The organism is Streptomyces sp. NPDC101776, assembly GCF_044766845.1.
Classification (GTDB): domain Bacteria; phylum Actinomycetota; class Actinomycetes; order Streptomycetales; family Streptomycetaceae; genus Streptomyces.
The window spans coordinates 126102-150553 of the sequence record NZ_JBIWMV010000011.1 but is presented as its reverse complement, the minus strand read 5'-3'; the positions used below and the strand labels follow the sequence as shown (position 1 = coordinate 150553).

At 70.8% G+C, this 24452-nt stretch carries 24 protein-coding genes; 14 read left to right on the top strand and 10 right to left on the bottom strand.

Going from position 1 to position 24452, the window contains the following annotated elements; all coding sequences use genetic code 11:
* Positions 1-7 precede the first annotated feature (7 nt).
* Both ACIRRY_RS30360 and ACIRRY_RS30355 read left to right on the top strand, forming a co-directional pair.
* Positions 8-1609, top strand: a complete 1602-nt coding sequence (locus ACIRRY_RS30360; protein WP_403978687.1) for an ABC transporter permease — start codon at positions 8-10, stop codon at positions 1607-1609.
* The gene (locus ACIRRY_RS30355; protein WP_403978685.1) at positions 1610-2656 is read left to right on the top strand and encodes an ABC transporter ATP-binding protein; all 1047 of its coding nucleotides are present in this window, start codon (positions 1610-1612) and stop codon (positions 2654-2656) included.
* 55 nt (positions 2657-2711) lie between these two features.
* Here the strand turns inward: ACIRRY_RS30355 and ACIRRY_RS30350 are convergent, their stop codons facing one another.
* From ACIRRY_RS30350 to ACIRRY_RS30320, 7 genes are all read right to left on the bottom strand, one after another.
* Positions 2712-3395: an LAETG motif-containing sortase-dependent surface protein gene (locus ACIRRY_RS30350; protein WP_403978681.1), complete on the bottom strand. Its 684-nt coding sequence runs from the start codon at positions 3393-3395 to the stop codon at positions 2712-2714.
* Between the two features lie 161 nt (positions 3396-3556).
* Positions 3557-4678, bottom strand: a complete 1122-nt coding sequence (locus ACIRRY_RS30345) for an LOG family protein (RefSeq protein WP_403978678.1) — start codon at positions 4676-4678, stop codon at positions 3557-3559.
* Positions 4679-4703: 25 nt separating this feature from the next.
* Positions 4704-5111: a VOC family protein gene (locus tag ACIRRY_RS30340; protein ID WP_403978675.1), complete on the bottom strand. Its 408-nt coding sequence runs from the start codon at positions 5109-5111 to the stop codon at positions 4704-4706.
* Between the two features lie 63 nt (positions 5112-5174).
* Positions 5175-6539, bottom strand: a complete 1365-nt coding sequence (locus ACIRRY_RS30335) for a hypothetical protein (protein WP_403978673.1) — start codon at positions 6537-6539, stop codon at positions 5175-5177.
* Positions 6521-7261, bottom strand: coding sequence for an ABC transporter ATP-binding protein (locus tag ACIRRY_RS30330; protein WP_403978670.1), 741 nt, complete (start codon positions 7259-7261; stop codon positions 6521-6523). The genes ACIRRY_RS30335 and ACIRRY_RS30330 overlap by 19 nt, the downstream gene beginning before the upstream one ends.
* A 193-nt stretch (positions 7262-7454) precedes the next feature.
* Entirely contained in the window at positions 7455-8834 is a 1380-nt protein-coding gene (locus ACIRRY_RS30325; protein ID WP_403978666.1) for an aspartate aminotransferase family protein, read from the bottom strand.
* The gene (locus ACIRRY_RS30320) at positions 8819-9334 is read right to left on the bottom strand and encodes an Lrp/AsnC family transcriptional regulator (protein ID WP_200685121.1); all 516 of its coding nucleotides are present in this window, start codon (positions 9332-9334) and stop codon (positions 8819-8821) included. Before ACIRRY_RS30320 ends, ACIRRY_RS30325 begins: the two co-directional genes overlap by 16 nt.
* A 165-nt stretch (positions 9335-9499) precedes the next feature.
* Between ACIRRY_RS30320 and ACIRRY_RS30315 the strand changes: the two genes are divergently transcribed.
* From ACIRRY_RS30315 to ACIRRY_RS30305, 3 genes are all read left to right on the top strand, one after another.
* Positions 9500-10957: a gamma-aminobutyraldehyde dehydrogenase gene (locus tag ACIRRY_RS30315; protein ID WP_403978662.1), complete on the top strand. Its 1458-nt coding sequence runs from the start codon at positions 9500-9502 to the stop codon at positions 10955-10957.
* Between the two features lie 207 nt (positions 10958-11164).
* The gene (locus ACIRRY_RS30310) at positions 11165-12355 is read left to right on the top strand and encodes a spermidine/putrescine ABC transporter substrate-binding protein (protein WP_403978659.1); all 1191 of its coding nucleotides are present in this window, start codon (positions 11165-11167) and stop codon (positions 12353-12355) included.
* A 227-nt stretch (positions 12356-12582) separates the two neighbouring features.
* Entirely contained in the window at positions 12583-13500 is a 918-nt protein-coding gene (locus tag ACIRRY_RS30305) for an endo-beta-N-acetylglucosaminidase H (RefSeq protein ID WP_403978657.1), read from the top strand.
* Between the two features lie 167 nt (positions 13501-13667).
* Here ACIRRY_RS30305 and ACIRRY_RS30300 read toward each other — a convergent pair whose 3' ends face one another.
* A complete protein-coding gene (locus tag ACIRRY_RS30300) occupies positions 13668-14660 on the bottom strand; it encodes an Lrp/AsnC family transcriptional regulator (RefSeq protein ID WP_403978655.1) in 993 nt (330 codons plus the stop codon).
* Between the two features lie 219 nt (positions 14661-14879).
* Between ACIRRY_RS30300 and ACIRRY_RS30295 the strand changes: the two genes are divergently transcribed.
* The gene (locus ACIRRY_RS30295) at positions 14880-15728 is read left to right on the top strand and encodes a PhzF family phenazine biosynthesis protein (RefSeq protein ID WP_403978652.1); all 849 of its coding nucleotides are present in this window, start codon (positions 14880-14882) and stop codon (positions 15726-15728) included.
* Positions 15729-15731: 3 nt separating this feature from the next.
* Here the strand turns inward: ACIRRY_RS30295 and ACIRRY_RS30290 are convergent, their stop codons facing one another.
* Positions 15732-16181, bottom strand: a complete 450-nt coding sequence (locus ACIRRY_RS30290) for an Lrp/AsnC family transcriptional regulator (protein ID WP_403978649.1) — start codon at positions 16179-16181, stop codon at positions 15732-15734.
* A 198-nt stretch (positions 16182-16379) separates the two neighbouring features.
* On the opposite strand from ACIRRY_RS30290, the gene ACIRRY_RS30285 reads away from it, so the two are divergent.
* Both ACIRRY_RS30285 and ACIRRY_RS30280 read left to right on the top strand, forming a co-directional pair.
* Positions 16380-17582 (top strand): trans-sulfuration enzyme family protein, encoded by a 1203-nt coding sequence (locus ACIRRY_RS30285; protein ID WP_403978646.1) that lies wholly within the window; start codon positions 16380-16382, stop codon positions 17580-17582.
* A gap of 202 nt (positions 17583-17784) precedes the next feature.
* Positions 17785-19074, top strand: a complete 1290-nt coding sequence (locus ACIRRY_RS30280) for an amidohydrolase family protein (protein WP_403978644.1) — start codon at positions 17785-17787, stop codon at positions 19072-19074.
* 22 nt (positions 19075-19096) lie between these two features.
* Here the strand turns inward: ACIRRY_RS30280 and ACIRRY_RS30275 are convergent, their stop codons facing one another.
* A complete protein-coding gene (locus ACIRRY_RS30275) occupies positions 19097-19549 on the bottom strand; it encodes a MarR family winged helix-turn-helix transcriptional regulator (protein ID WP_403978641.1) in 453 nt (150 codons plus the stop codon).
* A gap of 78 nt (positions 19550-19627) precedes the next feature.
* On the opposite strand from ACIRRY_RS30275, the gene ACIRRY_RS30270 reads away from it, so the two are divergent.
* The 6 genes from ACIRRY_RS30270 to ACIRRY_RS30245 all read left to right on the top strand — a co-directional run bounded on the left by ACIRRY_RS30270 (position 19628) and on the right by ACIRRY_RS30245 (position 24449).
* On the top strand, positions 19628-20674 hold the full coding sequence (locus tag ACIRRY_RS30270) for an ABC transporter permease (protein WP_403978639.1): 1047 nt from the start codon (positions 19628-19630) through the stop codon (positions 20672-20674).
* A gap of 99 nt (positions 20675-20773) precedes the next feature.
* Positions 20774-22222, top strand: a complete 1449-nt coding sequence (gene lpdA, locus ACIRRY_RS30265; RefSeq protein ID WP_403979068.1) for a dihydrolipoyl dehydrogenase — start codon at positions 20774-20776, stop codon at positions 22220-22222.
* Positions 22223-22387: 165 nt separating this feature from the next.
* The gene (locus tag ACIRRY_RS30260; RefSeq protein ID WP_403978637.1) at positions 22388-22777 is read left to right on the top strand and encodes an LPXTG cell wall anchor domain-containing protein; all 390 of its coding nucleotides are present in this window, start codon (positions 22388-22390) and stop codon (positions 22775-22777) included.
* Positions 22774-23418 (top strand): class F sortase, encoded by a 645-nt coding sequence (locus ACIRRY_RS30255; RefSeq protein ID WP_403978634.1) that lies wholly within the window; start codon positions 22774-22776, stop codon positions 23416-23418. Before ACIRRY_RS30260 ends, ACIRRY_RS30255 begins: the two co-directional genes overlap by 4 nt.
* A 49-nt stretch (positions 23419-23467) precedes the next feature.
* On the top strand, positions 23468-23959 hold the full coding sequence (locus ACIRRY_RS30250; protein ID WP_200691890.1) for an RNA polymerase sigma factor: 492 nt from the start codon (positions 23468-23470) through the stop codon (positions 23957-23959).
* Positions 23943-24449 carry a hypothetical protein gene (locus tag ACIRRY_RS30245; RefSeq protein WP_403978631.1) on the top strand — a complete coding sequence of 169 codons (507 nt, stop codon included), beginning with the start codon at positions 23943-23945 and terminating at the stop codon, positions 24447-24449. The genes ACIRRY_RS30250 and ACIRRY_RS30245 overlap by 17 nt, the downstream gene beginning before the upstream one ends.
* Positions 24450-24452 lie beyond the last annotated feature (3 nt).

Here is a 24452-nt window from a genome sequence, read left to right as displayed (position 1 = left end):
CGGCCTCATGGCCCTGCCCGTCGCGTTCTTCGCGGTGTTCTTCGCCTACCCCGTCGCGGCCATCGTCGGACGGGGTCTCAAGGCCGACGGCGCCTGGCAGTTGGGCCGTATCGGGGACGTGCTGGCCCAGTCCGACATCCGGCACGTCCTGTGGTTCACCACCTGGCAGGCGCTCGCCTCGACCGCGCTCACGCTGCTGATCGCGCTCCCCGGCGCGTATGTCTTCGCGCGCTTCGACTTCCCGGGACGGCAGGTGCTGCGGGCCGTCGTGACGGTCCCCTTCGTGCTGCCCACGGTCGTCGTCGGCACGGCCTTCCTCGCGCTCGTCGGCCGGGGCGGACTCCTCGACGACCTGTGGGGCGTACGGCTGGACACCACCGTGTGGGCCATCCTGCTCGCGCACGTCTTCTTCAACTACGCGGTCGTCGTACGGACGGTGGGCGGCCTCTGGGCCCAACTCGACCCGCGTCAGGAGGAGGCCGCCCGGATGCTCGGCGCCTCCCGGCTGCGGGCCTGGCGGAAGGTGACGCTGCCCGCGCTCGCGCCCGCCGTGGCCGCCGCCGCGCTGATGGTGTTCCTGTTCACCTTCACCTCCTTCGGTGTGGTGCAGATCCTCGGCGGTCCGACCTTCTCGACCCTCGAAGTGGAGATCTACCGCCAGACCTCGGAGATCTTCGACCTCTCCACGGCGGCCGTGCTCACGATCGTCCAGTTCGTCGCGGTCGGCGCGATCCTCGCCGTCCACGCCTGGACGGTACGACGGCGGGAGACGGCCCTACGGCTGGTGGACCCGGCGGTGACCGCGAGGCGCCCGCGCGGGGCCGGCCAGTGGTCCCTGCTCGCCGGAGTGCTGGTCTCCGTCCTGCTGCTGCTCGTGCTGCCGCTCGCCGTGCTGGTCCAACGGTCGCTCGACACACCGGATTTCGGCTATTACCGGGCGCTCACCCACGACGACGGCGGCACCTTCCTGGTCCCGCCGATCGCCGCGATCGGCAACTCGCTGGAGTACGCCGTCGGCGCCACCGCCATCGCCGTGGTGATCGGCGGACTCGCCGCCGCGGCCCTGACCCGGCGCGATGCCGGGCGGCTGGTGCGGGGCTTCGACGCGCTGCTGATGCTGCCGCTCGGGGTGTCGGCGGTGACGGTCGGCTTCGGGTTCCTGATCTCACTCGACAAACCCCCGCTGGATCTGCGGAGTTCATGGATCCTGGTACCGCTCGCGCAGGCGCTGGTGGGCGTTCCCTTCGTCGTACGGACCATGCTGCCCGTGCTGCGGGCGGTGGACGGGCGGCTGCGGGAGGCGGCGGCCGTGCTCGGGGCATCGCCGTGGCGGGTGTGGCGGGAGGTCGATCTGCCGCTCGTGCGGCGGGCGTTGCTGATCGCCGCCGGGTTCGCGTTCGCGGTGTCGCTGGGGGAGTTCGGCGCGACCGTGTTCATCGCGCGGCCCGACAACCCGACGCTGCCGGTCGCGGTGGCCCGGCTGCTGTCCCGGCCCGGTGACCTCAACTACGGCCAGGCGATGGCCCTTTCGACGATTCTGATGGTGGTGTGCGCGGTGGCCCTGCTGGTCCTTGAGCGGCTGCGCACCGACCGGACCGGGGAGTTCTAGATGCCGCCGAAGACGTCGCCGAACATGCTGCTCGGTCTCGCGGGCGCGACCGTACGGTTCGGCGGCCGCCCGGTGCTGGACGCCGTGGACCTCGGGGTCGCCGAGCACGAGATCGTGTGCCTGCTCGGGCCCAGCGGCAGCGGCAAGTCCACGCTGCTGCGGGCGGTCGCCGGGCTCCAACCCCTGGACTCCGGGCGGGTGTTGCTCGACGGCCGGGACCAGTCGACCGTGCCCGCGCACAAGCGGGGGGTGGGCCTGATGTTCCAGGACCATCAGCTGTTCCCGCAGCGGGACGTGGCCGGCAACGTCGCCTTCGGCCTGCGCATGCACGGAGCGTCCAGGCAACAACAAGAAGTCCAGGTCGGCGAGTTGCTCGATCTCGTCGGACTGCCGGGCGCCGCCCGCCGAGCCGTCGCCGGGCTGTCCGGCGGTGAGCAGCAACGGGTGGCACTCGCCCGCGCCCTCGCGCCCCGTCCCCGTCTCCTCATGCTCGACGAACCGCTCGGCCAGCTCGACCGGTCACTGCGGGAGCGGCTGGTCGTCGAACTCCGTGAGCTCTTCGGCGCGTTGGGCACGACCGTGCTCGCGGTCACGCACGACCAGGGCGAGGCCTTCGCGCTCGCCGACCGGGTCGTGGTGATGCGGGACGGGCGGATCGCCCAGTCCGGTACGCCACTTGAGGTCTGGCAGCACCCCGCCGACGAGTTCGTGGCCCGCTTCCTCGGCTTCGACAACGTCGTCGAGGCCACGATCGCCGGAGCGGCCGCCGACACCCCCTGGGGGAAGGTGCCGGTCCCGGAGGACGCCCCCCAGGGCACCCACCCGCTCCTCGTACGCCCCGCGGGCTTACGGCTGTTGCCCGCCGACGAGGGCCTGCGCTGCACGGTCGTCGCCCGCACCTTCAAGGGCACCCACGTCGCCGTACGACTGCGGCCGGATGACGCGCCTCGCCTGGAGGCGGCCTGCGCGCTGCGGGAGGCGCCGGAGGTCGGGAGCGCGGTCGGGGTGGAGTTCGACGCGACCGAGATCGTCGTGCTCGGCGGCTAGCGGACATGCGTGTGGCCCGTCCCCACGAACCGGACGGGCCACAACAAAAGGTGGATCAGCGGCCGTTGGTGGCACCGCGGCGGCGCATGCCGTAGTAGACGGCTCCGCCGCCCGCGACGACGAAGGCGCCCGCGATACCGGCGATCATGCCGGTGTTGGAGTTGGCACCTGTCTCGGCGAGGTTCGAGGAACCGGCCGCCGGGGACGGCGCGTTGTCCGTCGTCGTCGCGGGAGCGGTGCTGCCGCTCTCCGTGGCCGACGGGGTCGGGGTGTCGGACTCGGCCGGGGTCGAGGCGGAGTCCGAGGGGGCCGGAGTGGTCTCGCTCGGAGTCGGGCTCGGGCTGGGCGACTCCGTCGCGCAGGCCTTGGACGGGGTGGTCAGGTTCGGCGAGATGTCCTTGTCGACCTTGTTGCCGGCCTTGACGTGGACGCGGTACGTGGCATTCGGCAGCCAGTCCTCGGAGAAGGAGACCGTTTCGCCCTTGCCCTTGACGGTCTGCGCCTCGCCGACCTGCCGGACGTCGGCGTTGTTGTTCTCCAGGAACACCGTAATGGTCGCCTCGGTACCGCTGGCGTCATCGTCGGTGACGGTGATGACACCCTTGGCGCCGTCACAGCTGGCCGAGGCGGAGAAGTCGCCGATTTCGCAGGCGAGCGCGTTGCCCGCGAATCCGAGCGCGAGAGCGGCCGAGGCGGACGCGACGCCGAGGATGCGTACGGAACGTCGAGATATGGACACGTTTGCCCTTCACGGGATGTGCAACTGCGGGGGGTTTAGGGGGAGATGAGGCAGCAATCGAGGTGAGGCACCACCGCCCCCAGGGGTCTCACTGGTCTATAAGTGCTGCGTAAGCAGTGTCAATGCATATGCGGTGTGCGGCAGTTGGCTTTACCTGCGTTTTACACTGCGAGGCGTTTCAATGCTTCCGGAGCCTCCTCGATCCGGTCAACTAGGGCGATACGGCTCTCCATCGACCGTTCCCGGGCAAGTGCACACAGCAGCGGCCAGGTCGGCAGCCGCTCGGTCCAGTGCTCCCGGTCCACCAGAACCATCGGCGTGGGCTCGCCGCGCGACGCGTAGTAGTTCGGCGTCGCGTTGTCGAAGATCTCCTGTACGGTCCCGGCCGCGCCCGGCAGAAACACCACGCCCGCGTTCGAGCGGGCCAACAGGCCGTCCTCGCGGGTGGCGTTGGCGAAGTACTTGGCGATGTGGGAGGCGAAGGCGTTCGGCGGCTCGTGGCCGTAGAACCAGGTCGGGATGCCGATCGAGTGGTTGCCCTTGGGCCAGCGGGTGCGGACCTCGAAGGCGCGCTGGGCCCAGTCGGTGATCGAGGGGCTGAACGACGGGGAGGCGGCGAGGAGTTCGCAGGCCTCCTCCAGCATCTTGTCCTCGTACGGCGCCGCGTACGCGCCCAGGTTGGCCGCCTCCATCGCGCCGGGACCGCCGCCGGTCGCCACCGTGAAGCCGGCGCGGCTCAGTTCACGGCCCAGGCGCGCGGCACCGCCGTAGGCCTCCGTCCCGCGCGCCATCGCGTGGCCGCCCATGACGCCCACCACCCGTGCGCCGCGCAGGAGTTCGTCGAGGGCGTCGGAGACGGAGTCGTCGTGGACGGCGCGCAGCATCGACGCGTATATGTCGCCGTCCGCCTTGGTCCGCTGGAACCAGGCGTACGCGAGCGCGTCCGGCGTCCGCTCGTACCCCTTGTCGAGCGAGGCGAACAGCTCGTCCGGCGTGTAGAGATGACCGCGGTAGGGGTCGAAGGGGAGATGCGGGACGGGCGGGAAGACCAGGGCGCCGTCGGCGCGGACCTTCGCCGCCGCCTCCTCGCGCATCGGGCAGCCGAGGAAGACGGCGCCCGCGGCGCTCGTGGTGAGCAACTCCCGCGTACGGTCCGTCAGATCGACGCCCTGGACGCGGTGTCCGGCGAGGGTGCCGCGGGCCGAGACGGTCGCGTCGAAGTCCTCGACCGTCTCGATCTCGCGTTCGTCGTGGGAGGCCGCATGGGCCGGGCTCGTCTGCACGGGCCCATGCTAGGCAGTGAGCCGGTCAGTTCTGGACCGCCGCCGGGTCCATCCACATGACCTCCCAGGTGTGGCCGTCCAGGTCGTCGAAGGCGCGGCCGTACATCGTGCCGTGGTCGATGGCCTCCCCCGTGCCCGTGCCACCGGACGCGATGGCCTGGTCGACGAGCTCGTCGACCTTCTCGCGGCTCTCGGCGCTCAGACACAGCAGCACCTCGCTGGTCCTCGTCGAGTCCGCGATCTCCTTCTTGGTGAAGTCGGCGTACCGCTCCTTGCTCAGCAGCATCGTGACGATCGTGTCGCTGATCACGACGCAGGCGCAGCCGTCGGTGCTGAACTGGGGGTTGATCGAGTAGCCGAGCTCCGTGAAGAACTTCCTCGACGCGTCGACGTCGTTCACGGCCAGGTTCACGAAGATCATCTGCTGGTACATGCGGAGTGTCTCCCATCGGGCGTGCGTGCTGTTCGGTGGGTAGACCGGCGGTCCGTGGAAAACTCATCGGCCGGCCAGCGGCAGGGCCGCCAGCTCCGCCACGAACAGGGTCAGCGGGAGGAACAGGGCGAGCAGCGCGCCCGTGCGCAGGGCCGCCGCGCTGCGCAGCATGGTGGCGGGGGCGCCGAGGCGGAGCAGCGCGGCCGTGGTGTCGGCGCGGGCGTGCTTGGCCTCCAGGGCGGCGGTGAGCAGGGTCGCCACCGTGCAGCCGGTGACCAGGAGCAGGCCGAGGGTGGTCAGCGGGCCGAAGGCCGGGGCGTCCGCGTCGTAGAGCGCCGTCATCGCGAAGCCGCCGGACGCCACCGCGCAGACCACGCCCAGCGGGCGGCCGATCCGGGTCGCCTCCTCCATCAGCACCCGGCCCGCCAGCAGCCGCAGCGCGCCCGGGCTGACGGACTGGAGCAGCCGTCCGCACAGGTGCGTGAGCCCGGGACCGGCCAGTGCCAGCCCGATCGCGGTCAGTACCCAGCCGACCAGGACACTCGCGGGTCCGTCGGACAGACCGCCGGGCAGCGACAGTCCGCCGCCGTCCTTCACCCGGCTCGCGTACGCCTCCACGGCGAGCCCGGCGGCCAGCACCGCGATGCCCCAGGGGAGCCCGCGAGGGGCCTCTCGGGGAGCGGCCGGGCGCGAGGGGTCGGGGTGGTCGCCGGGAGCGGTGGCGGTCGTGGCCTCCAACTCCTCGGGCCGCGCGGGCTGTTCGGCCGGCTCGGCCTCCGGACCGCTGCCGCGCCCGGCGCCGCGCAGGTGCGCGCCGAAGCGGCCGTACGTCCCGAAGGTCTCGCGGGACCCCGGGCGGCCCTGCGCGCCGAAGCGGCCGTACGACCTCGAGGGGCCCTTCTCGGAGGCGGGGCGGAGGTCTCGGGGGCGCAGGGAGAGGGCCACCGCGACGGAGGCGATCAGGGGGACGAGGGCGAGGAGGGTCAGTGCGGCCGGGAGGGGCAGGGGCTGGTCGGCGGCCAGGAACTCCGCGGCCGCTCCGTCGAAGGGCATGCCCGTGAGGTCGCCGCGCAGGTGGAGGAAGAAGAGCAGCGCGAGCATGGAGCCGAGGGTGCAGGCCAGCGCGGTCGTGGTCGCCGAGATGGCCATCAGGCGGGCGGGGCCGAGGCCGATCGCGGAGAGGCCGGGGCGGGGTCTCGTCGCCGGGTCGGTGCGGGCGACGGCCATCGCGAAGTAGACGGTGGCGGCCAGCGGGGTCGCGCACCAGCCGAGGCGGAGGGCCGCGGCGGCGGGGGAGTCGGGGTGGCCCATCGCGTAGCCGAGGGTGCAGAGGAGGAGGAAGCCCGTGCCCGCCGAGGCAGACGCGACCAGCAGTCGGCGCAGTTGGACGGCGGGGTGCGAGCCGCGGGTCAGACGGAGAGCGAGCACGCGGCCCGGCCTTCCGACTCGGTGACCGGGGGAAGGTGAACCGTGTTCACACGGCGTCCGTCGAGGAGCGACACCGTACGGTCCGCGAGGGCCGCGGTCTCCGCCTCGTGGGTCGCGAGGACGACCGTGATGCCGTGCGAACGGGCGGCCGTCGTGAGCGTGCGCAGGACCTGGGCGCGGTCCGCGCGGTGCAGCGGGGCCGTCGGCTCGTCGGCGAACAGGACCGTCGGCGCCGGGGCCAGCGCACGGGCGATCGAGACGCGCTGGCGCTCCGCCTGGCGCAGTTCGTGCGGGCGTTTGCGCGCGTGGTCGCCGATGTCGAGGCGGTCCAGCCACTCCAGGGCGGCGGTCTTGGCACGCCGGCGGCTGGTGCCGCGCAGCATCAGGGGGAGGGCCGCGTTCTCCCAGACGTTCAGCTCCGGGACGAGCACGGGCGCCGGGTCGATCCAGCCGAAGCGGTCGCGGCGCAGCCGTTCCCGGGTCATCGGGCCCATGGTGTGCACGGGCACGCTGTTGAACCAGACCTCGCCGCGGCCGGGGCGCTCCAGACCGGAGAGGCAGCGCAGCAGGGTCGTCTTGCCGCTGCCGCGCGGGCCCATGACGGCGAGGATCTCGCCCTCCCGGACCCCGAGCGAGACGCCGCCGAGCGCGGGCGTTCCGTCCTGGTGCTGGAAGTGGAGGGCACGTGCCCAGAGCACGTCGTTGTCCGGCGGGGTCACCATGCGCGTACACCTCGTTCAGATCCGTTTTCCCGTACCGCAATCCCCCAAGCGGGGGAACGAGGACGGGGCCGATCGGTTACCAGGCACGCTAAGGAGCGGGGGACGTGACCCCGGACAGCACACGGCCAGGGGTGCGCCCTTCCCACTCGTACGGGTGCACCCCTGGCCGTATAAACCGTTGAACCGCCGAAGGCTAGAGCTTCGTCCAGGCCTCCGTGAGGACCTGACGGACGATGCCCTCGATCTCGTCGAAGGTCGACTGGTCGGCGATCAGCGGCGGCGAGAGCTGGATGACCGGGTCACCGCGGTCGTCGGCGCGGCAGTAGAGGCCGTACTCGAAGAGCTTCTTGGAGACGAAGCCGTAGAGCACGCGCTCCGACTCCTCGTCCGTGAAGGTCTCCTTGGTGGCCTTGTCCTTGACGAGCTCGATGCCGTAGAAGAAGCCGTTGCCGCGGACGTCGCCGACGATCGGGAGGTCGTGCAGCTTCTGGAGGGTCTGGAGGAAGTTGGCCTCGTTGTCGAGGACGTGCTGGTTGAGGCCCTCGCGCTCGAAGATGTCGAGGTTGGCGAGGCCGACCGCGGCGGAGACCGGGTGGCCGCCGAAGGTGTAGCCGTGCAGGAAGGTGTTGTCGCCCTGGTAGAACGGCTTGGCCAGGCGGTCGGAGATGATGCAGGCGCCGATCGGGGAGTAGCCCGAGGTCATGCCCTTGGCGCAGGTGATCATGTCCGGCACGTAGTCGAACTTGTCGCAGGCGAACATCGTGCCGAGGCGGCCGAAGGCGCAGATGACCTCGTCGGAGACCAGGAGCACGTCGTACTGGTCGCAGATCTCGCGGACGCGCTGGAAGTAGCCGGGCGGCGGCGGGAAGCAGCCGCCGGCGTTCTGCACCGGCTCCAGGAAGACCGCGGCGACCGTCTCGGGGCCCTCGAAGAGGATCTCCTGCTCGATCTGGTCGGCGGCCCAGCGGCCGTACGCCTCCGGGTCGTCGCCGTGGATCGGGGCGCGGTAGATGTTGGTGTTCGGGACCTTGTGCGCGCCCGGGACCAGCGGCTCGAAGGGGGCCTTCAGAGCCGGGAGTCCGGTGATGGACAGGGCGCCCTGCGGGGTGCCGTGGTAGGCGACCGCGCGCGAGATGACCTTGTACTTGGTGGGCTTGCCGACCAGCTTGAAGTACTGCTTGGCGAGCTTCCAGGCGGTCTCGACGGCCTCGCCGCCACCGGTGGTGAAGAAGACCTTGTTCAGGTCGCCGGGCGCGTAGTTCGCGAGACGCTCCGCCAGCTCCACGGCCTTCGGGTGGGCGTACGACCAGATGGGGAAGAACGCCAGTTCCTTCGCCTGCTTGGCGGCGGTCTCGGCCAGCTCGGCGCGGCCGTGACCGGCCTGGACCACGAACAGGCCCGCGAGACCGTCGAGGTAGCGCTTGCCCTTGTCGTCGTAGATGTAGGTGCCCTCACCACGGACGATCGTGGGAACGGGCGCGTTCTCGTACGAGGACATGCGGGTGAAGTGCATCCACAGGTGGTCGTACGCGGTGCGGCTGAGGTCCTTGCTCACGGTTATCGGGTTCCCCACATGTAGGTCTGCTTCTTGAGCTTCAGATAAACGAAGCTCTCGGTGGAGCGCACCCCGGGCAGCGCCCGGATGCGTTTGTTGATGACGTCCAGCAGGTGGTCGTCGTCCTCGCAGACGATCTCGGCGAGGAGGTCGTACGAGCCCGCGGTCATCACCACGTACTCCACTTCCTGCATGGCCGTCAGCGCGTCCGCCACGTTCTCGACGTCGCCCTCGACGTTGACACCGACCATGGCCTGTCTGCGGAAGCCCACGGTGAGCGGGTCCGTGACGGCGACGATCTGCATGACGCCCTGGTCGAGCAGCTTCTGGACGCGCTGGCGCACGGCGGCCTCGGAGAGGCCGACGGCCTTGCCGATCGCGGCGTACGGCCGGCGGCCGTCCTCCTGGAGCTGTTCGATGATGGCGAGGGAGACGGAATCCAGGTGAGGAGTCCCGTTCCTGGACTCGCGGGAGTCCCTGGGTTCTGCGCTGCGACTGGCCACGGCTTCACTGTGCACGACGTCTCGACCGTTCCGCAAGGCCGCTTCGATGAAATTCGTTGTTTACGTGGCCGAGACTTGCGGATTTCGCAGCCTTGGTGCGATCAGGGGTGTTGAAAACGTGGGCCGGGCGATTAGGGTGGGTGTCTCAGTGATTGGACACCTGGACTTGGAGGGCCGGCAGTGAGCACCGAACTGGGACGGCTGCGCAAACTACAGAACTACATCGCCGGTGAGTTCCGGGACGCCGCCGACGGACGGACCACCGAGGTGGTCAACCCCGTGACGGGCGAGGCGTACGCGACCGCGCCGCTGTCCGGCGAGGCGGACGTCGACGCCGCCATGGTGGCCGCCGCCGCGGCCTTCCCGGCCTGGCGGGACGAGACCCCGGCCAAGCGGCAGAAGTTCCTGCTGGACATCGCCAGCGCGTTCGAGGAGCGCGCGGAGGAACTGATCGCGGCCGAGGTGGAGAACACCGGCAAGCCGATCGGGCTCACCCGCTCCGAGGAAATCCCGCCGATGGTCGACCAGATCCGCTTCTTCGCGGGCGCCGCCCGGATGCTCGAAGGCCGCAGCGCCGGCGAGTACATGGAGGGCATGACCTCCATCATCCGGCGCGAGCCGATCGGCGTCTGCGCGCAGGTCGCGCCCTGGAACTACCCGATGATGATGGCCGTCTGGAAGTTCGCCCCGGCGCTGGCCGCGGGTAACACGGTCGTCCTGAAGCCCTCGGACACCACCCCCGCCTCCACGGTCCTGATCGCCGAGATCATCGGCTCGATCGTGCCCCAGGGCGTCTTCAACGTCGTGTGCGGCGACCGGGACACCGGCCGCGCGATGGTCGAGCACCACACCCCGGCGATGGCCTCCATCACCGGTTCGGTGCGCGCGGGCATGGCGGTCGCCGAGTCCGCGTCCAAGGACCTCAAGCGGGTCCACCTGGAACTGGGCGGCAAGGCTCCCGTCGTGGTCTTCGAGGACCTCGACAGCGCGGCCATCGCCAAGGCCGTCGAGGACATCTCGGTCGCGGGCTTCTTCAACGCCGGGCAGGACTGTACGGCGGCGACGCGCGTCCTGGTCCAGGAGTCGATCCACGACGAGTTCGTGGCGGCGCTCGCGAAGGCGGCGGCCGAGACGAAGACCGGGCAGCCGGACGACGAGGACGTGCTCTACGGCCCGCTCAACAACGCCAACCAGCTCAAGCAGGTGACCGGCTTCATCGAGCGGCTGCCGGCGCACGCGAAGGTGGAGTCCGGCGGCCACCGGGTGGGCGAGGTCGGCTACTTCTACGCCCCGACCGTCGTCTCCGGCCTGAAGCAGGACGACGAGATCATCCAGAACGAGGTCTTCGGACCGGTCATCACCGTCCAGTCCTTCACGGACGAGGCCCAGGCCATCGAGTGGGCCAACGGCGTCGACTACGCCCTCGCCTCCTCGGTCTGGACGAAGGACCACGGACGCGCGATGCGGCTGTCGAAGTCCCTGGACTTCGGCTGCGTGTGGATCAACACCCACATCCCGCTGGTCGCGGAGATGCCCCACGGCGGCTTCAAGAAGTCGGGTTACGGCAAGGACCTGTCGGGCTACGGCTTCGAGGACTACACGCGGATCAAGCACGTGATGACCTCGCTGGAGGCGTAGGCAACCGCTGCTGTCGTACGACCAACTGCGCGGCCCCGGACGGGAGTTGACCGTCCGGGGCCGCGCTTTTTACTCGCTCTTCTGATCGTCGCGTGTGAACGGGCGGTTACTTCACAGGCAACCGATCGACAAGGTGTCGGGTCCCTGGGGAGCCGCTCGACGCAGCGTCCATTGATCGGGCGCGGGGCGACGGGTCATGCTGCGCGGGTGCCCAAGACTCCGAAGTCGTACCCGCCCTCCCGTCGCTCCCTGCTGCGCGCGCTCGGCGCTGCCGGCGCGCTCGGCGCGCTCGCCGGGTGCGGTGTGCCCGCCGCGTATGTGAAGGCGAGCGACCGCGCCGGCGCCGATCTGTCCACCACGGACAAGCGGCTGACCTGGGCGAACTGGCCGCTCTACATCGACACCGACGACGATGACGAGACGAAGCGGCCGACGCTGGACGCGTTCGAGAAGAAGACCGGGATCTCCGTCGACTACATCGAGGAGATCAACGACAACGACGAGTTCTTCGGCAAGATCAGCCCGGCGCTCATGAACCACCAGCAGACCGGCCGCGACCTGATCGTCATGAGCGACTGGATGTGCGCGCGGTTCGTCCGCCTCGGCTGGGTCCAGCGGATGGACCGCTCCACGCAGCCCAACGTGGCGAAGTACCTCGACCCGCAGCTCAGCTCGCCCGCGTTCGACCCGGGCCGCCGGTACACGGTGCCCTGGCAGTCGGGCATCACCGGTATCGCATACAACCACCGCAAGTTGGGCCGCGAGATCCGCCAGGTCTCCGACCTCTGGGCGAGCGACCTCAAGGGCCGGGTCACCCTGCTCTCCGGCCTCGACGAGGCGTTCGCGCTGCTGATGCAGGGCAACGGCGTCGACATCACCAAGTGGACCGCCGCGGACTTCCACAAGGTGTGCGACCAGGTGCAGACCCAGATCAGCAGAAAGCAGATCCGCCGCTTCACCGGCAACGACTACACCAAGGACCTGGTCAGCGGTGACGTCCTGGCCTGTCAGGCGTACTCCGGCGACGTGATCCAGCTCCAGGCCGACAACCCGGACATCCGCTTCGTCGTCCCCGAGCAGGGCGCCGAACTCTGGGCGGACTCCCTGATGATCCCCGACCTGGCCCGCCACAAGACCAACGCCGAAAAGCTGATCGACTACTACTACGACCCCGAGGTCGCCGCGGAACTCGCCGCCTGGGTCAACTACGTCTGCCCCGTCCCGGCAGCCCAGGCCGTCCTCGCGGCCTCCAAGGACAAGGACACGGCGGCCCTCGCCGAGAACCCGCTGATCTTCCCGGACGCGACGATGCGCAAGCACCTCGCGATCGCGCGGGACATCACGTCCACGGAACGGGTGGAGTTCGCGAAGGAGTGGAACAAGATCGTGGGGCTGTAGGGGAGGTGCCGCGGATCCGCGGCGTGCGTGCGCTGTCCGTCCGCGTCGGCGTAGCGTTCCGGCAACTCCCTTGCCCGGATTGAGAGTTGTGGCGCGATGTGCGTGGAGTCGGGAAGGGTTCTCGCATGGTTCCGGGGATTCGGTCCCGGGAACGGAAGGGGCGGGGGACCCACTCGGCGTTCGCGAGCAGGCGGGCGCCGCTCCATGCGATGGGAGACCGATCAACGATGTTCACTCCGGTGCGGAGAAGAGTACGGACGGCCGCGCTCGCGCTCTCGACCATGGCGGCACTCGCCTTGGGCGCGACCGCCACGAGCGGCGCGTCAGCGGCCCCCGCTGCCGCGAAACAGGGACCGACCTCGGTGGCGTACGTCGAGGTGAACAACAACAGCATGCTGAACGTCGGCAAGTACACCCTCTCCAACGGCGGCGCCAACGTCTTCGACATCGCCGTGATCTTCGCGGCGAACATCAACTACGACGCCGGCACCAAGACGGGGACCCTGTACTTCAACCCGAACGTGCAGCGCGTCCTCGACAACGCCGCCACGCAGATACGGCCGTTGCAGCAGAAGGGCATCAAGGTCGTCCTCTCGGTGCTCGGCAACCACCAGGGCTCGGGCTTCGCCAACTTCCCGTCCCAGCAGACGGCTTCGGTGTTCGCGAAGCAACTGTCGGACACCGTGACCAAGTACGGCCTCGACGGCATCGACTTCGACGACGAGTACGCCGACTACGGCAACAACGGCACCACCCAGCCCAACGCCGGCTCGTTCGTGTACCTGGTGTCGGCACTGCGCGCCAACATGCCGAACAAGATCATCAGCCTCTACAACATCGGTCCGGCCGCGTCCCGTCTGTCCTACGGCGGCGTCGACGTCTCGTCCAAGTTCGACTACGCCTGGAACCCGTACTACGGCAGCTGGCAGGTCCCCGGCATCGCCCTGCCCAAGTCGAAGCTGTCGCCGGCGGCCGTCCAGATCGGCGGGACCTCGCAGAGCGCGTCCGCCGCACTCGCCGCCCGCACGGTCAGTGAGGGGTACGGCGTCTTTCTGACGTACAACCTCGACGGCGCCGATCGCAGCGCCGATGTCTCCGCGTTCACCAGGCAGTTGTACGGCAGTGACGCCCGCTACACGCCGTAGGCAGACCACACGCCCCGGCGTTCGGTGCCCCCTCGGGGCCCGCCGCTTCCCGTAGCTCCGTGCTTCGGGCAGGCCGCGCTTTCGACAACGATGTCGGAGGCGCGGTCGCGGCCCGACCGGACGGCGGCGGGCGACGGCTCGCTCACCTGGCCCCGGGGAGAGGCGGGTCAGAGGCTGCCTGGGCGGACCAGGCCCGTTCTCTTCACGCCGCTCAGGATGGGGGTGACGTCCAGCGTGGCGATGTGGGGGAGGGCGCCGATGGTGTCGTTCAGGAAGTGGTAGAGGGCGTTGAGGTCGGCGGCGGCGACGGCCACCAGGAGGTTGGACGGGCCGGTGGTGGCCGAGGCGAAGCGGACCTGGGGGTGGCTGCTCAGTCGGCGGCCCGTTTCCTCCAGCCCGCCGGGGGCGACCGTGATCCACAGCAACGCCTCGGTGCGGATGCCGAGGCGGGCCAGATCGACCTCGGTCGCGAGGCGGACGACCTGGCCGGCCGTCAGCGCCTCCAGTCGGCGGCGGGCGGTGAGGGCGGTGGTGTCGACGCGGCGGGCGAGGTCGGTGTACGAGGCTCGGCCGTCCTCGATCAGGGTGGTGACGATCGCGTGGTCGAGGGGCTGGAGGGCTGGGTGGGCGGCCGGGGCGGAGCTGTCCGGGCGCGGGGGCTCCGGCCGTAGGCTCGTCAGTTCCGTTTGCGTGAGCAGGCCGCCGCTCCAGTCGAAGGCCGCCGGGAACACCTGCAGGAGGATGTGCGAGGTCCACGACTGGACCGCCGGGGTGGCCGGAAGGTCGCGCAGCAGCAGGGAGTTGCGCGCGTCCGGGCCGTCCAGGAACAGGATGGTGCAGATCTCGTCGCCGCCGCCGAGGATGTCCACCCAGACGGTGTCGGGGCGGCGGGCCAGGGTCGCGGCGATCGCGCTGATCCGGTTCGGCCGGCAGCGGATGCGCAGGGCCAGCGGGATCAGGTCCGGGAACCACAGCGGGTTGCGTACGGCGGTGGCGCGCAGCGTCCTGTCGTGGAACAGGGGCGCCGCGCGCCGCACCACGGTGCGTTCCGAGATGCCCAGGACCCGGCCGACCGTGCGCCACGAGGCCCGCGGGGACGCCGGCATCGCGGCGGCGATCCGACGGTCCGTCTCGCTCAGCGGGTGGCTTTCTTTCAGCATGCCGGTCCGGTCCTCTGTCCGTCTTCCGCGCTGCGACCATACGTATCCGGCTCAGATCGATGCCGGCAGCCGGAAACGGCCCGGAGCAACCGGTGGATCCACTTTGTTGTGACTGGCCCTGTCCTCGGCGGGCGGGCGCCCGTTGGGATGGACCCGGAATGGATCTGGGACGGCCCCGGGAGGGACCCGCTTCCGCCGCAGTCGATCGAGAGGCCCCTGATGACCAAGCCGCGTACCCGCCCGTTCGTGCAGGTCGACGTGTTCTCCACGAGCCCCTACTCCGGCAATCCGGTCGCCGTCGTCCTGGACGGGACGGACCTGAGCGACGAGGAGATGCAAGGGCTGGCACGGTGGACGAACCTGTCCGAGACCACGTTCGTGCTGCCCCCGACCACCCCCGAGGCGGACTACCGGCTGCGGATCTTCACCCCGCGGGGCGAGTTGCCGTTCGCCGGGCACCCCACCCTCGGCTCCGCGCGCGCGTGGCTGGACGGCGGCGGCACGCCCCGGCACGCCGAACGCATCGTGCAGGAGTGCGCCGTAGGACTGGTCGCCGTGCGGCGCGGTGAGGACACGCTGGCCTTCGCGGCTCCGCCCCGGGTGCGGGAAGGCGCGCTCGACGACGAGTCGCTACGGCGGATCGTGGCCGCGTTCGGTGTCGCGCGGGAGCGGATCCTGGACCATCAGTGGGTCGACAACGGGCCCGGGTGGGCGGTGGTGCGGTTGGCCACGGCCGGGGAAGTGCTGGCCCTCGAACCCGGCTTCTCCGGTTTCCCGGACGCGATGGTCGGTGCGATCGGGGCCCACCCGGACGGGCACCCGCACCGCTTCGAGCTGCGTACCTTCGCCCCCGGCGCCGGTGTGCCCGAGGACCCCGCGTGCGGCAGCATGAACGCCGGTGTCGGGCAGTGGCTCACCTCGACCGGCGCCGCGCCCTCCTCCTACCGGGTCTCCCAGGGCACGCGCCTCGGGCGGGCCGCGAGCATCGAGGTCACCGCCGACGCGGACGGCACGGTGTGGGTCAGCGGGGCCGCCGTCGTGTGCGTCCGCGGGACCATCGCCCTCTGACCGTCACTCGGACTCGGTGTCGGCGGTGAGTGTCTTCATGGTGACGTAGCTGCTCACCGTCGCCACGCCGTGCAGGGTGGCCAGCCGGTGGGCGTGGAAGTCCTCGTAGGCGGGCAGGTCGGCCACCTCGACCTGGAGGAGATAGTCGAAGTTGCCGGTGATGTGGTGGCAGGCGACCACCTCGGGCAGCCGGGTGACCCCGCGCTCGAACGCGACCACGTCCGCGCGGGTGTGCCGCAGCAGCCGTACGCCCGCGAAGACGCGCAGGCCGCGGCCGATCGCGGCGGGATCGATCAGCGCGCGGTAGCCGCGGATGACCCCGGCCTCCTCCAGTTGGCGCACGCGCCGCAGACAGGGTGACGGCGACAGGCCGACCCGGGCGGCGAGCTCGTTGTTGCTGATGCGGCCGTGCTGCTCCAGCACGGCCAGAATCGACCGGTCCACCTCGTCCATGACGGCAGATTATTGTGCGGAGGGCCTCACTACCACAATCGTACGCCCCTACAGAGCGCAATTTGCTGCCAGAGTTGCCGAGAATCGGACACTTCGGGCCGTCGGTCGGTCACGCTTCATGGAGACACGCGTCCTGGAGTCCGGCCCTCTGGAGTCGGGCCTCCCGGAGCCGCACCGCCAGTCCATGGAAGGGCAGCCATGCCGGGCAAGAGCACCGTCACCGTTCACGCCGACCGCGAGGTCCACCCCAGCCGTGCCGTGGCCCCGCCCATCTACCAGACGGCGGCGTTCTCGGCCGAGGACGCGGAGACCTTCGCGCGGGGCGCCGTGGAGTCGCGCGGCAAGGACTTCTACACCCGGTTCGGCAACCCGAACCATGCCCAAGTCGCCGCCGTCGTAGCCGAGTTGGAGAACACCGAGGCGGCCATGGTCACCGCGTCCGGGATGGCCGCGCTCACCACGGCCGTGCTGGCCCTGGTGTCCGCCGGCGACCATGTCGTCGGGCAGCGATCCACCTACGGGGGTACGGCGTCGGTGCTGCTGAACCTGCTGCCGCGGCTCGGGGTGGAGACCACGCTGGTGGACCAGACCGACCCGGAGGCGTTCGCGCGGGCGCTGACCCCGAAGACCCGGCTGATCCTGGTGGAGTCCCCGAGCAATCCGCTGCTGCAGATCACCGATCTCCGTGCGGTGGCCGAACTCGCCCGCGCGCACGGTGTGTTGACCATGGCGGACAACACCTTCGCCACCCCGCTGAACCAGCGGCCGGTGGACTTCGGCATCGATCTGGTCTGGCACAGCGCGACCAAGTACCTGAACGGCCACTCGGACGTCTCCGCCGGAGTGCTGGCCGGGCCGGCCCGACTCCTCGACCGCGTATGGGACGTCGGTCTGCTCACCGGTGCCACGCTCGGCCCGATCGACGCGTGGCTGCTGCTGCGCGGTATGCGCACCCTGCCGCTGCGGGTGCCGCGGCACAACGCCAACGGCCTCGCGCTCGCGAAGGCGCTGAGCGCGCATCCGGCGGTGAGCAAGGTGCACTATCCCGGTCTGGCGAACCACCCCCAACACAAGCTGGCCGTCGACCAGATGAGCGGCTTCGGCGGGGTGCTCGGCATCGAGTTCACGGGTGGATTCGAGACCGCCGACGCCTTTCTCGGCAAGCTGCGCTACCCGCGCCGGTCGGCCGGCCTCGGCGGTGTGGAGTCGCTGGCCGTGCATCCGGCGTCCATGTGGCGCGGCATGCTCAGCGACGAACAGCTCGCGGAATCCGTCCCGTTGGGGCTGGTCAGGCTGGCGGCGGGCACGGAGGACACGGCGGATCTGGTCGCGGACGCGGTCGCGGCGGCGGACGCGGTGTCGGACGCGGTGCCGACCGGAACCGAAGCCTCGACCGCCTGAGCGGCACCGGCTCGGCCGCCCGGCGATGGGCCGCGTCGCTTCACCCGACCGTGCGGCCATGCCTGCGCTGTCCCCAACTTCCCCCCGTTGTCCCCAACTTCCCTCCCTATCCCCAACGCCCCCCGTTGTCCCCAACTCCCCTCGCTATTCCCACCACCTGCCACCACCTCCAACTACCCCCCACCAGCAAGGAGTTACTCCGATGAAGACCCTGCTCCGTGGCGGCACCGTGCTCAGCATGGACCCGGCCGTCGGCGATCTCGAACGCGGTGACGTACTGATCGAGGACGGTGTGATCGTCGAGGTGGCCGAGCGCGTCGACGCGCCGGACGCCGAGGTGATCGACGCGACCGACCGGATCGTCATGCCCGGCTTCGTCGACAACCACCGCCACTCCTGGCAGACCGCGTTCCGGGGCGTCGGCGCCGACTGGACGTTCCTGGAGTGGGCGCTGGCCATGCACCGCACGGTCAAGCCCCACTACCGGCCCGAGGACGTCTACGCGGGCACCCGGCTCGGCCGCCTGGAGGCGCTGCACTCCGGGGTGACCACGATGCTGGACTGGTACCACGTCGCCCAGAGCCACGCGCACGAGGACGCCGCGGTCGCCGCGCTGCGGGACGCGCCGGGCCGGTCGATCTTCTGCCTCGGCGCGGGCTGGGGTACCGCCGACCCCGTCGACGACGACATCCGCAGGGTCCGCGCCGACCTGGCCGGGGACGGGCTCGTCACCATGGCGCTCGGCCTGCGCGGCCCCGACGACACCGGCATGGACACCGTCGCCCGCGAACTGAAGCTGGCGGCCGAACTCGGCCTGCGCACCAGCCTGCACATCGAGGCCGCCGGGACGGTCACCGACCTCCACGAGCACGGCCTGCTGCGGGACACCACCACGTTCGTGCACGCCAACGGGATCAGCGACGAAGAGCTGCGGATGCTGGCCGGCGCGGGCGGTTCGCTGTCGATCAGCCCGGACGTCGAACTGAAGATGGGGTTCGGATCGCCGGTCACCGGACGGGCGTTGGCCGCCGGAGTGCGACCGACCCTGTCCATCGACGACGTCCCGTCGGTGGGCGGCGACATGTTCTCCACGATGCGTACGGCCTTCGCCGTGCAGCGGGGCCTGGACGGCGGTCTGCGTTCCCGGGACCTGCTGGAGTTCGCCACCGTCGACGCCGCCCGGTCCTGCGGGCTGGCTGCCCGGACCGGCAGCGTCACGCCCGGCAAGGACGCCGACATCATCCTGCTGCGCACCGACGACCTGACCGTGTTCCCTGTCACCGACCCGGCCGGCACGATCGTCAGCGCCGGTCACCCCGGCCTGGTCGACACCGTCCTCGTCGCCGGCCGTGTGGTCAAGCGCGACGGCGTACTCCTGGGCGTGGACCTGCCCGCACTGCGGACCCGGCTGCTCGCCTCCCGGGACCGGATCGCGGCGGCGGCAGGCGTTCCGCTGGACGGCACGTGGCGCCCGCGGCCGGAATCGGCGTAGGAACAGTCCCACCCCCGGCCTCTCACCCTCTGTCGCCCCCCTCCAGCGCCGAGGGATTCAGTGAGGCCAACAGCTTGAGCAGCAGCGCATGCGCCTGTTCCTGCTCCGCCGGTGTCAGGGCCTGAAGCGCCTCGGCATGGGCCGCGTCCACCGTCTCGGCGGCCTCCGCCGCGAGCCGTACACCCGCCTCCGTGGCGTGCAGGCGCTGGGTGCGCCGGTCGCCGGGCGTGGTGCGTCGCTCCAGCATTCCCCGCTCGACCAGCCCGTTGACCGCCGTACCCATCGACTGCGGGGTGATCGCCGCCCTGCGGGCCGCGGTCGCGCTGGACACCCCCGGGTCGAGGACGGCCTGCATCAGGGCCCGGTGCTGGGCGAGGGTCAGCCGGAGCGGGCGCAGGGCGCGCTCCATCCGGGCCGCCATGATCTGGCCGATCTGCCAGGTCACGTAGCCGGTACGGCGGTCGGGATGGTTCACAGGGTGGACCTCTTTTGTAAGGCAGCTGATTATGATGTACAAATATTATCAGTTTCCTTCTAATCTAGGGCCGCTCCGATGTCCCAGCAAGTCGCCGTCCGGCAACCTCACAAGCACGCCCTCGACGTGGCCCACCCGCCCCCGGGCCCCGGAAACGTGCGTGCCGTCCTGCTCCCCGTGGCCGTCGTGCTGCTGATCGGCGCCGTGTTCGTCAGCGTCTACCTCGCCGCCTTCCACGCCCCGCGCCCCCATCAACTCCGCGTCGGCACAACGGAGATAGGCACCGCGCAGGCCCGCCTGAGCCAGGACCTCGACCACATCGCCCCGGGCGGCTTCACCGTCGAGACCTACCCCGACGAGTCCGCCGCCCGGAACGCCGTACAGGACCGGAAGGTCTACGCGGCCTACCTCGGCGACGGAACGCTGCTCTACGGCAGCGCCAACGGGGCCGCCGTCACCGCGACCGTGACCACCGCCTTCGGCTCGGTGGCGCACGCCGAGCACCATAAGCTCGCCGTCGAGGACGTCGCCCCGGCGGCGGCGGGGGACACCCGGGGCCTCTCCGTCTTCTACGCCGCCTTCGGCCTGGTCCTCGCGGGCTACCTCTTCGGTATGACCACCTACCAACTCGCGCCCCGCCTCCAGTACCGCTGGCGGATGGCCAGCCTGGCCCTGTTCGGGATCGTCGGCGGGCTGCTGATCGCCACCATCGCCGGAAGCACCGGCTTCGGCGCGCTGCCCGGCTCCTTCCTGCCCCTCGTCGTCGTGATCTCCCTGATGGGCGCGGCGGTCGCGGCCACGACCATGGTCCTGCTACGGCTGTGCGGCCCGGCCGGAGTCACCCTCGCCTCGATCCTCATGCTGATCCTCGGCAACAGCAGCAGCGGCGGCATCCTGCCGGCCGCCTATCTGCCGGGCTGGCTGCGCCCGCTCTCCGAGATCCTGCCGGTCGGCATCGGCGTCCGCGCGATGCAGGGCCTGTCCCGCTTCCAGAACGACGGCCTCTCCCGCGCCCTGGTGATCCTCCCGGTGTGGGTGCTCGGCGCCGCCCTCGTGCTCTACCTGAAGGACGTGTACCGACGCGGGGCGCCACCGGCGGGCGCGGAGGAGCCGCAGCCGTCGTAGCGCCGATGCCGCCGTAACGCACATGCGCCGATGCGCGTGATCGTCGACCGGCGCGGCATCCTGGAGGGCGTGGACTTCCCCGTGGGAAAGGATCTTCCGATGGACCAGCAGGGCCAGCAGGGTCAGCAGGACGCGCAGGGCGGGCCGGACGACCGGTTCGACGTCGTCGTACTCGGCGCGGGCCCCGGCGGCTACGTCGCCGCCATCCGCGCCGCCCAACTCGGCAAGCGGGTCGCGGTGATCGAGGAGAAGTACTGGGGCGGTGTCTGTCTGAACGTGGGCTGCATCCCGACCAAGGCCCTGTTGCGCAACGCCGAGTTGGCGCACATCTTCACCCGCGAGGCGAAGACCTTCGGCATCAAGGTCGAGGGGGAGGTCTCCTTCGACTACGGCGAGGCGTTCCGGCGCAGCCGCCGGGTCGCGGACGGCCGGGTCAAGGGCGTCCACTATCTGATGAAGAAGAACAAGATCACGGAGATCGACGGCCGCGGCACCTTCCTCGACCCGCACACCCTCCAAGTCGCGGGCTACGACGGAGAGTCGCGCACCATCGGCTTCGAGCACTGCGTCATCGCGACCGGCGCCACCCCCAGGCTGCTGCCCGGCACCAAGCGCACCGCGCGTGTGGTGACGTACGAGGAGCAGATCCTCGCCGACGACCTGCCGCGCTCGATCGTCATCGCGGGCGCCGGCGCCATCGGCATCGAGTTCGCGTACGTGCTGCACAACTACGGCGTGAAGGTCACGATCGTCGAGTTCCTGGACCGGGTCGCGCCCCTGGAGGACATCGAGGTCTCCACCGAACTCGCCAAGCAGTACCGCAAGTTGGGCATCGACGTGCTCACCTCCACCCGCGTCGAGTCGATCGACGAGTCCGGCCCGCAGGTCCGCGTCACCGTCACCGGCAAGGACGGGACCCGGCAAGTCCTGGAAGCCGACAAGGTGTTGCAGGCGATCGGCTTCGCGCCGAACGTCACCGGCTTCGGCCTGGAGAACGCCGGCGTACGGCTGACCGAGCGCGGCGCGATCGACGTCGACGGCCGCTGCCGTACGTCCGTCCCGCACCTGTACGCCATCGGCGACGTCACCGCGAAGCTGATGCTCGCGCACGCCGCCGAGGCGATGGGCGTGATCGCCGCCGAGACCCTCGCGGACGCGGAGACGATGGAACTGGACTACGCGATGATCCCGCGCGCCACCTACTGCCAGCCGCAGATCGCCAGCTTCGGCCACACCGAGGCGCAGGCACGGGAGTTGGGCCATGACGTCAAGGTCGCGAAGTTCCCGTTCACCGCGAACGGCAAGTCGCACGGCCTCGGCGACACCACCGGTTTCGTGAAGCTGATCAGCGACGCGAAGTACGGCGAACTCCTCGGCGGCCACCTCATCGGCCCCGACGTCACCGAACTCCTCCCCGAACTCACCCTGGCCCAGCAGTGGGACCTCACCGTCCACGAGGTCGCCCGCAATGTGCACGCCCACCCGACCCTGGGCGAGGCGGTGAAGGAAGCGGTGCACGGCCTCGCCGGACACATGATCAACATGTGAGGCGCCGCCTGGCCCGCCGCTCAACTCGCCGACCCCTCCGGGGACTTTGCCAGCTCTTTACAACCCGCCCTCCCGCTGCCTCGTCTCTCCGCTCGATCAACTGCCCGTCCCGCCGCCGGTCCTGCCCACGGACCCGGCGGCGCGGCCGACGAGAGAGAGCGATTCATGCGCCGAACTGTCCTCAGCGCCTTGGCACTCACCTGCGGCGCGGTCCTGGCGTCCGCCGCGCCCGCGTTCGCGGACGGGGCCTCCGCGGCCCCCACCCGCGCCGCCTCCACCGCGCCGTCCCCGGCGCCGAGCGCCACCAAGGCCCCCACCCCCGAGCCCACCCGGAGCGCGAGCACCGCGCCCAGCGCCGAACCGTCCACCGCGCCCAGCCGGGCACCGAGCCAGGTCGCCGCGGTCCCCGTCGGCGCCCCCGACACCGGTGTCGTACCGGCGGCGAAGTCGTCCGACGACACGTCGACCACGCTGCTCGGCGGGGGAGCCGCCGCGCTGCTCGTCGGCGGCGGCGCCTTCGTCGTCGTACGCCGTCGGAGGGCGACCGGGGCATGACCTCGCTCTCCAGGCGCGCCTTCGTCACCGCGGCGACGGCATCGCTGCTCGCCGGCTGCGGCGGCGGTCACGGGACGACCACCCGGGCCGCGAACTCCGCTCCCGATCAAGGGAGTTCAACACAAGGGAGTTCGACCCGGGGGAGTTCCACGCCGCCCGCCAAGGCCGGCAGCGGCAAGGCGCACGCCCTCGCCCGCTCCGTCCCGGTCACCCTGCGCGTCCCCGCGATCGGGGTCGACACCCCGGTCATGCAGCTGGGGCTGGCCGCGGACGGCACCGTGCAGGTGCCGCCGATCACCGCGCACGACCGGGCGGGCTGGTACCGGCACTCGCCCACGCCCGGCCAGACCGGGCCGTCGGTGATCCTCGGGCATGTGACCGTCGGCGCGTACGGGGACGGTGTCTTCCGTCACCTCACGCGACTGCGCAAGGGCGACCGGATCGAGGCGGGCCTGGAGAACGGCACGACGGCCACGTTCACCGTCACCACCGTACGGACGGTCGCCAAGGCCGACTTCCCGTCGGACGAGGTGTACGGGAACGTGGCCCGCCCCGAACTGCGTCTCATCACCTGCGGCGGGACCCGCACCGGAACGGGATACCTGGACAACGTGATCGTCTTCGCCACGCTGACCGCGTGATGTCCCGGACACCCGTACCGCCCGCACCACATCACGACCATGGAGAGCGTTGAAACGGTCCCGCGAGACGGCAGCGTCCGAACTGTTCGCCGCCGTCTACCCGCGCCTCGCCGGCTGGTGCCGCCGTCTCGTCGACGACGACGAGACGGCCCACGAGATCGCCTCCGAGGCGTTCACCCGGCTCTGGGCGCGCTGGACGAAGGTGGCGGAACCGCGCGGCTTCCTCTACGTCACCGCGGCCAACCTCGTCCGGGACCACTGGCGCAAAATGGAGCGCGAACGCCGGGCCGTGCGCCGCGCCACCACCGAGGAGGCGATCCGGCCGCCGACCGAACAGACCGATCCGTCCGTACGGCTGCTCGTGCAGTCGCTGCCCGAACGACTGCGCGTCCCGATCCTCCTGCACTACTACGCCGACATGCCGATCCGGGAGGTGTCCGTGCTGACCGGACGCAAGGAAGGAACCATCAAGGCCGACCTCCACGCGGCCCGCGAACTGCTCCGCGCCCATCTGAGGAGAAGCCTTGACCACACACTTTGACGAGGGTGACGGGGAACCGGGCCGCGACCTCGACGACCCCCTCACGGTCATCCTGCGCCCCTCCTCCGCCGAGTACCTCGGCCCGCCCCCCGGCCGCTACGAGACCATCCGCCGCGGCGCGAACCGCCGTCGCCTGCTCCGCGCGACGATCGGCGCCGGCGCGACCTGCGCGGTGCTCGTCCTCGCCGCCCTCCCCTTCCGCCTGGCCCACCACGACGCCCCCGTGACCCCCACGGTCCCCCTCGCCCCACCCCCCGCGAGCAGCAGTCCTACGACCCCGCCCGCCCCGTCCGCCTTGCCCGCCTCGCCCGTCCCCTCCGCGACGAAGGCCCCCAGCTCCGCCGCGAGCCAGAGGTCCGCCGACAGCTCCCAGGACCCGAGCCGCACCAACTTCCCCAGCACGGAACCGTCCCGGGCCCCCACGACATCGGCGTCACAGGCCACCCGTACCGACGAACCGTCGGCGGCCGTGCCGACCCACACGCCGTAACTC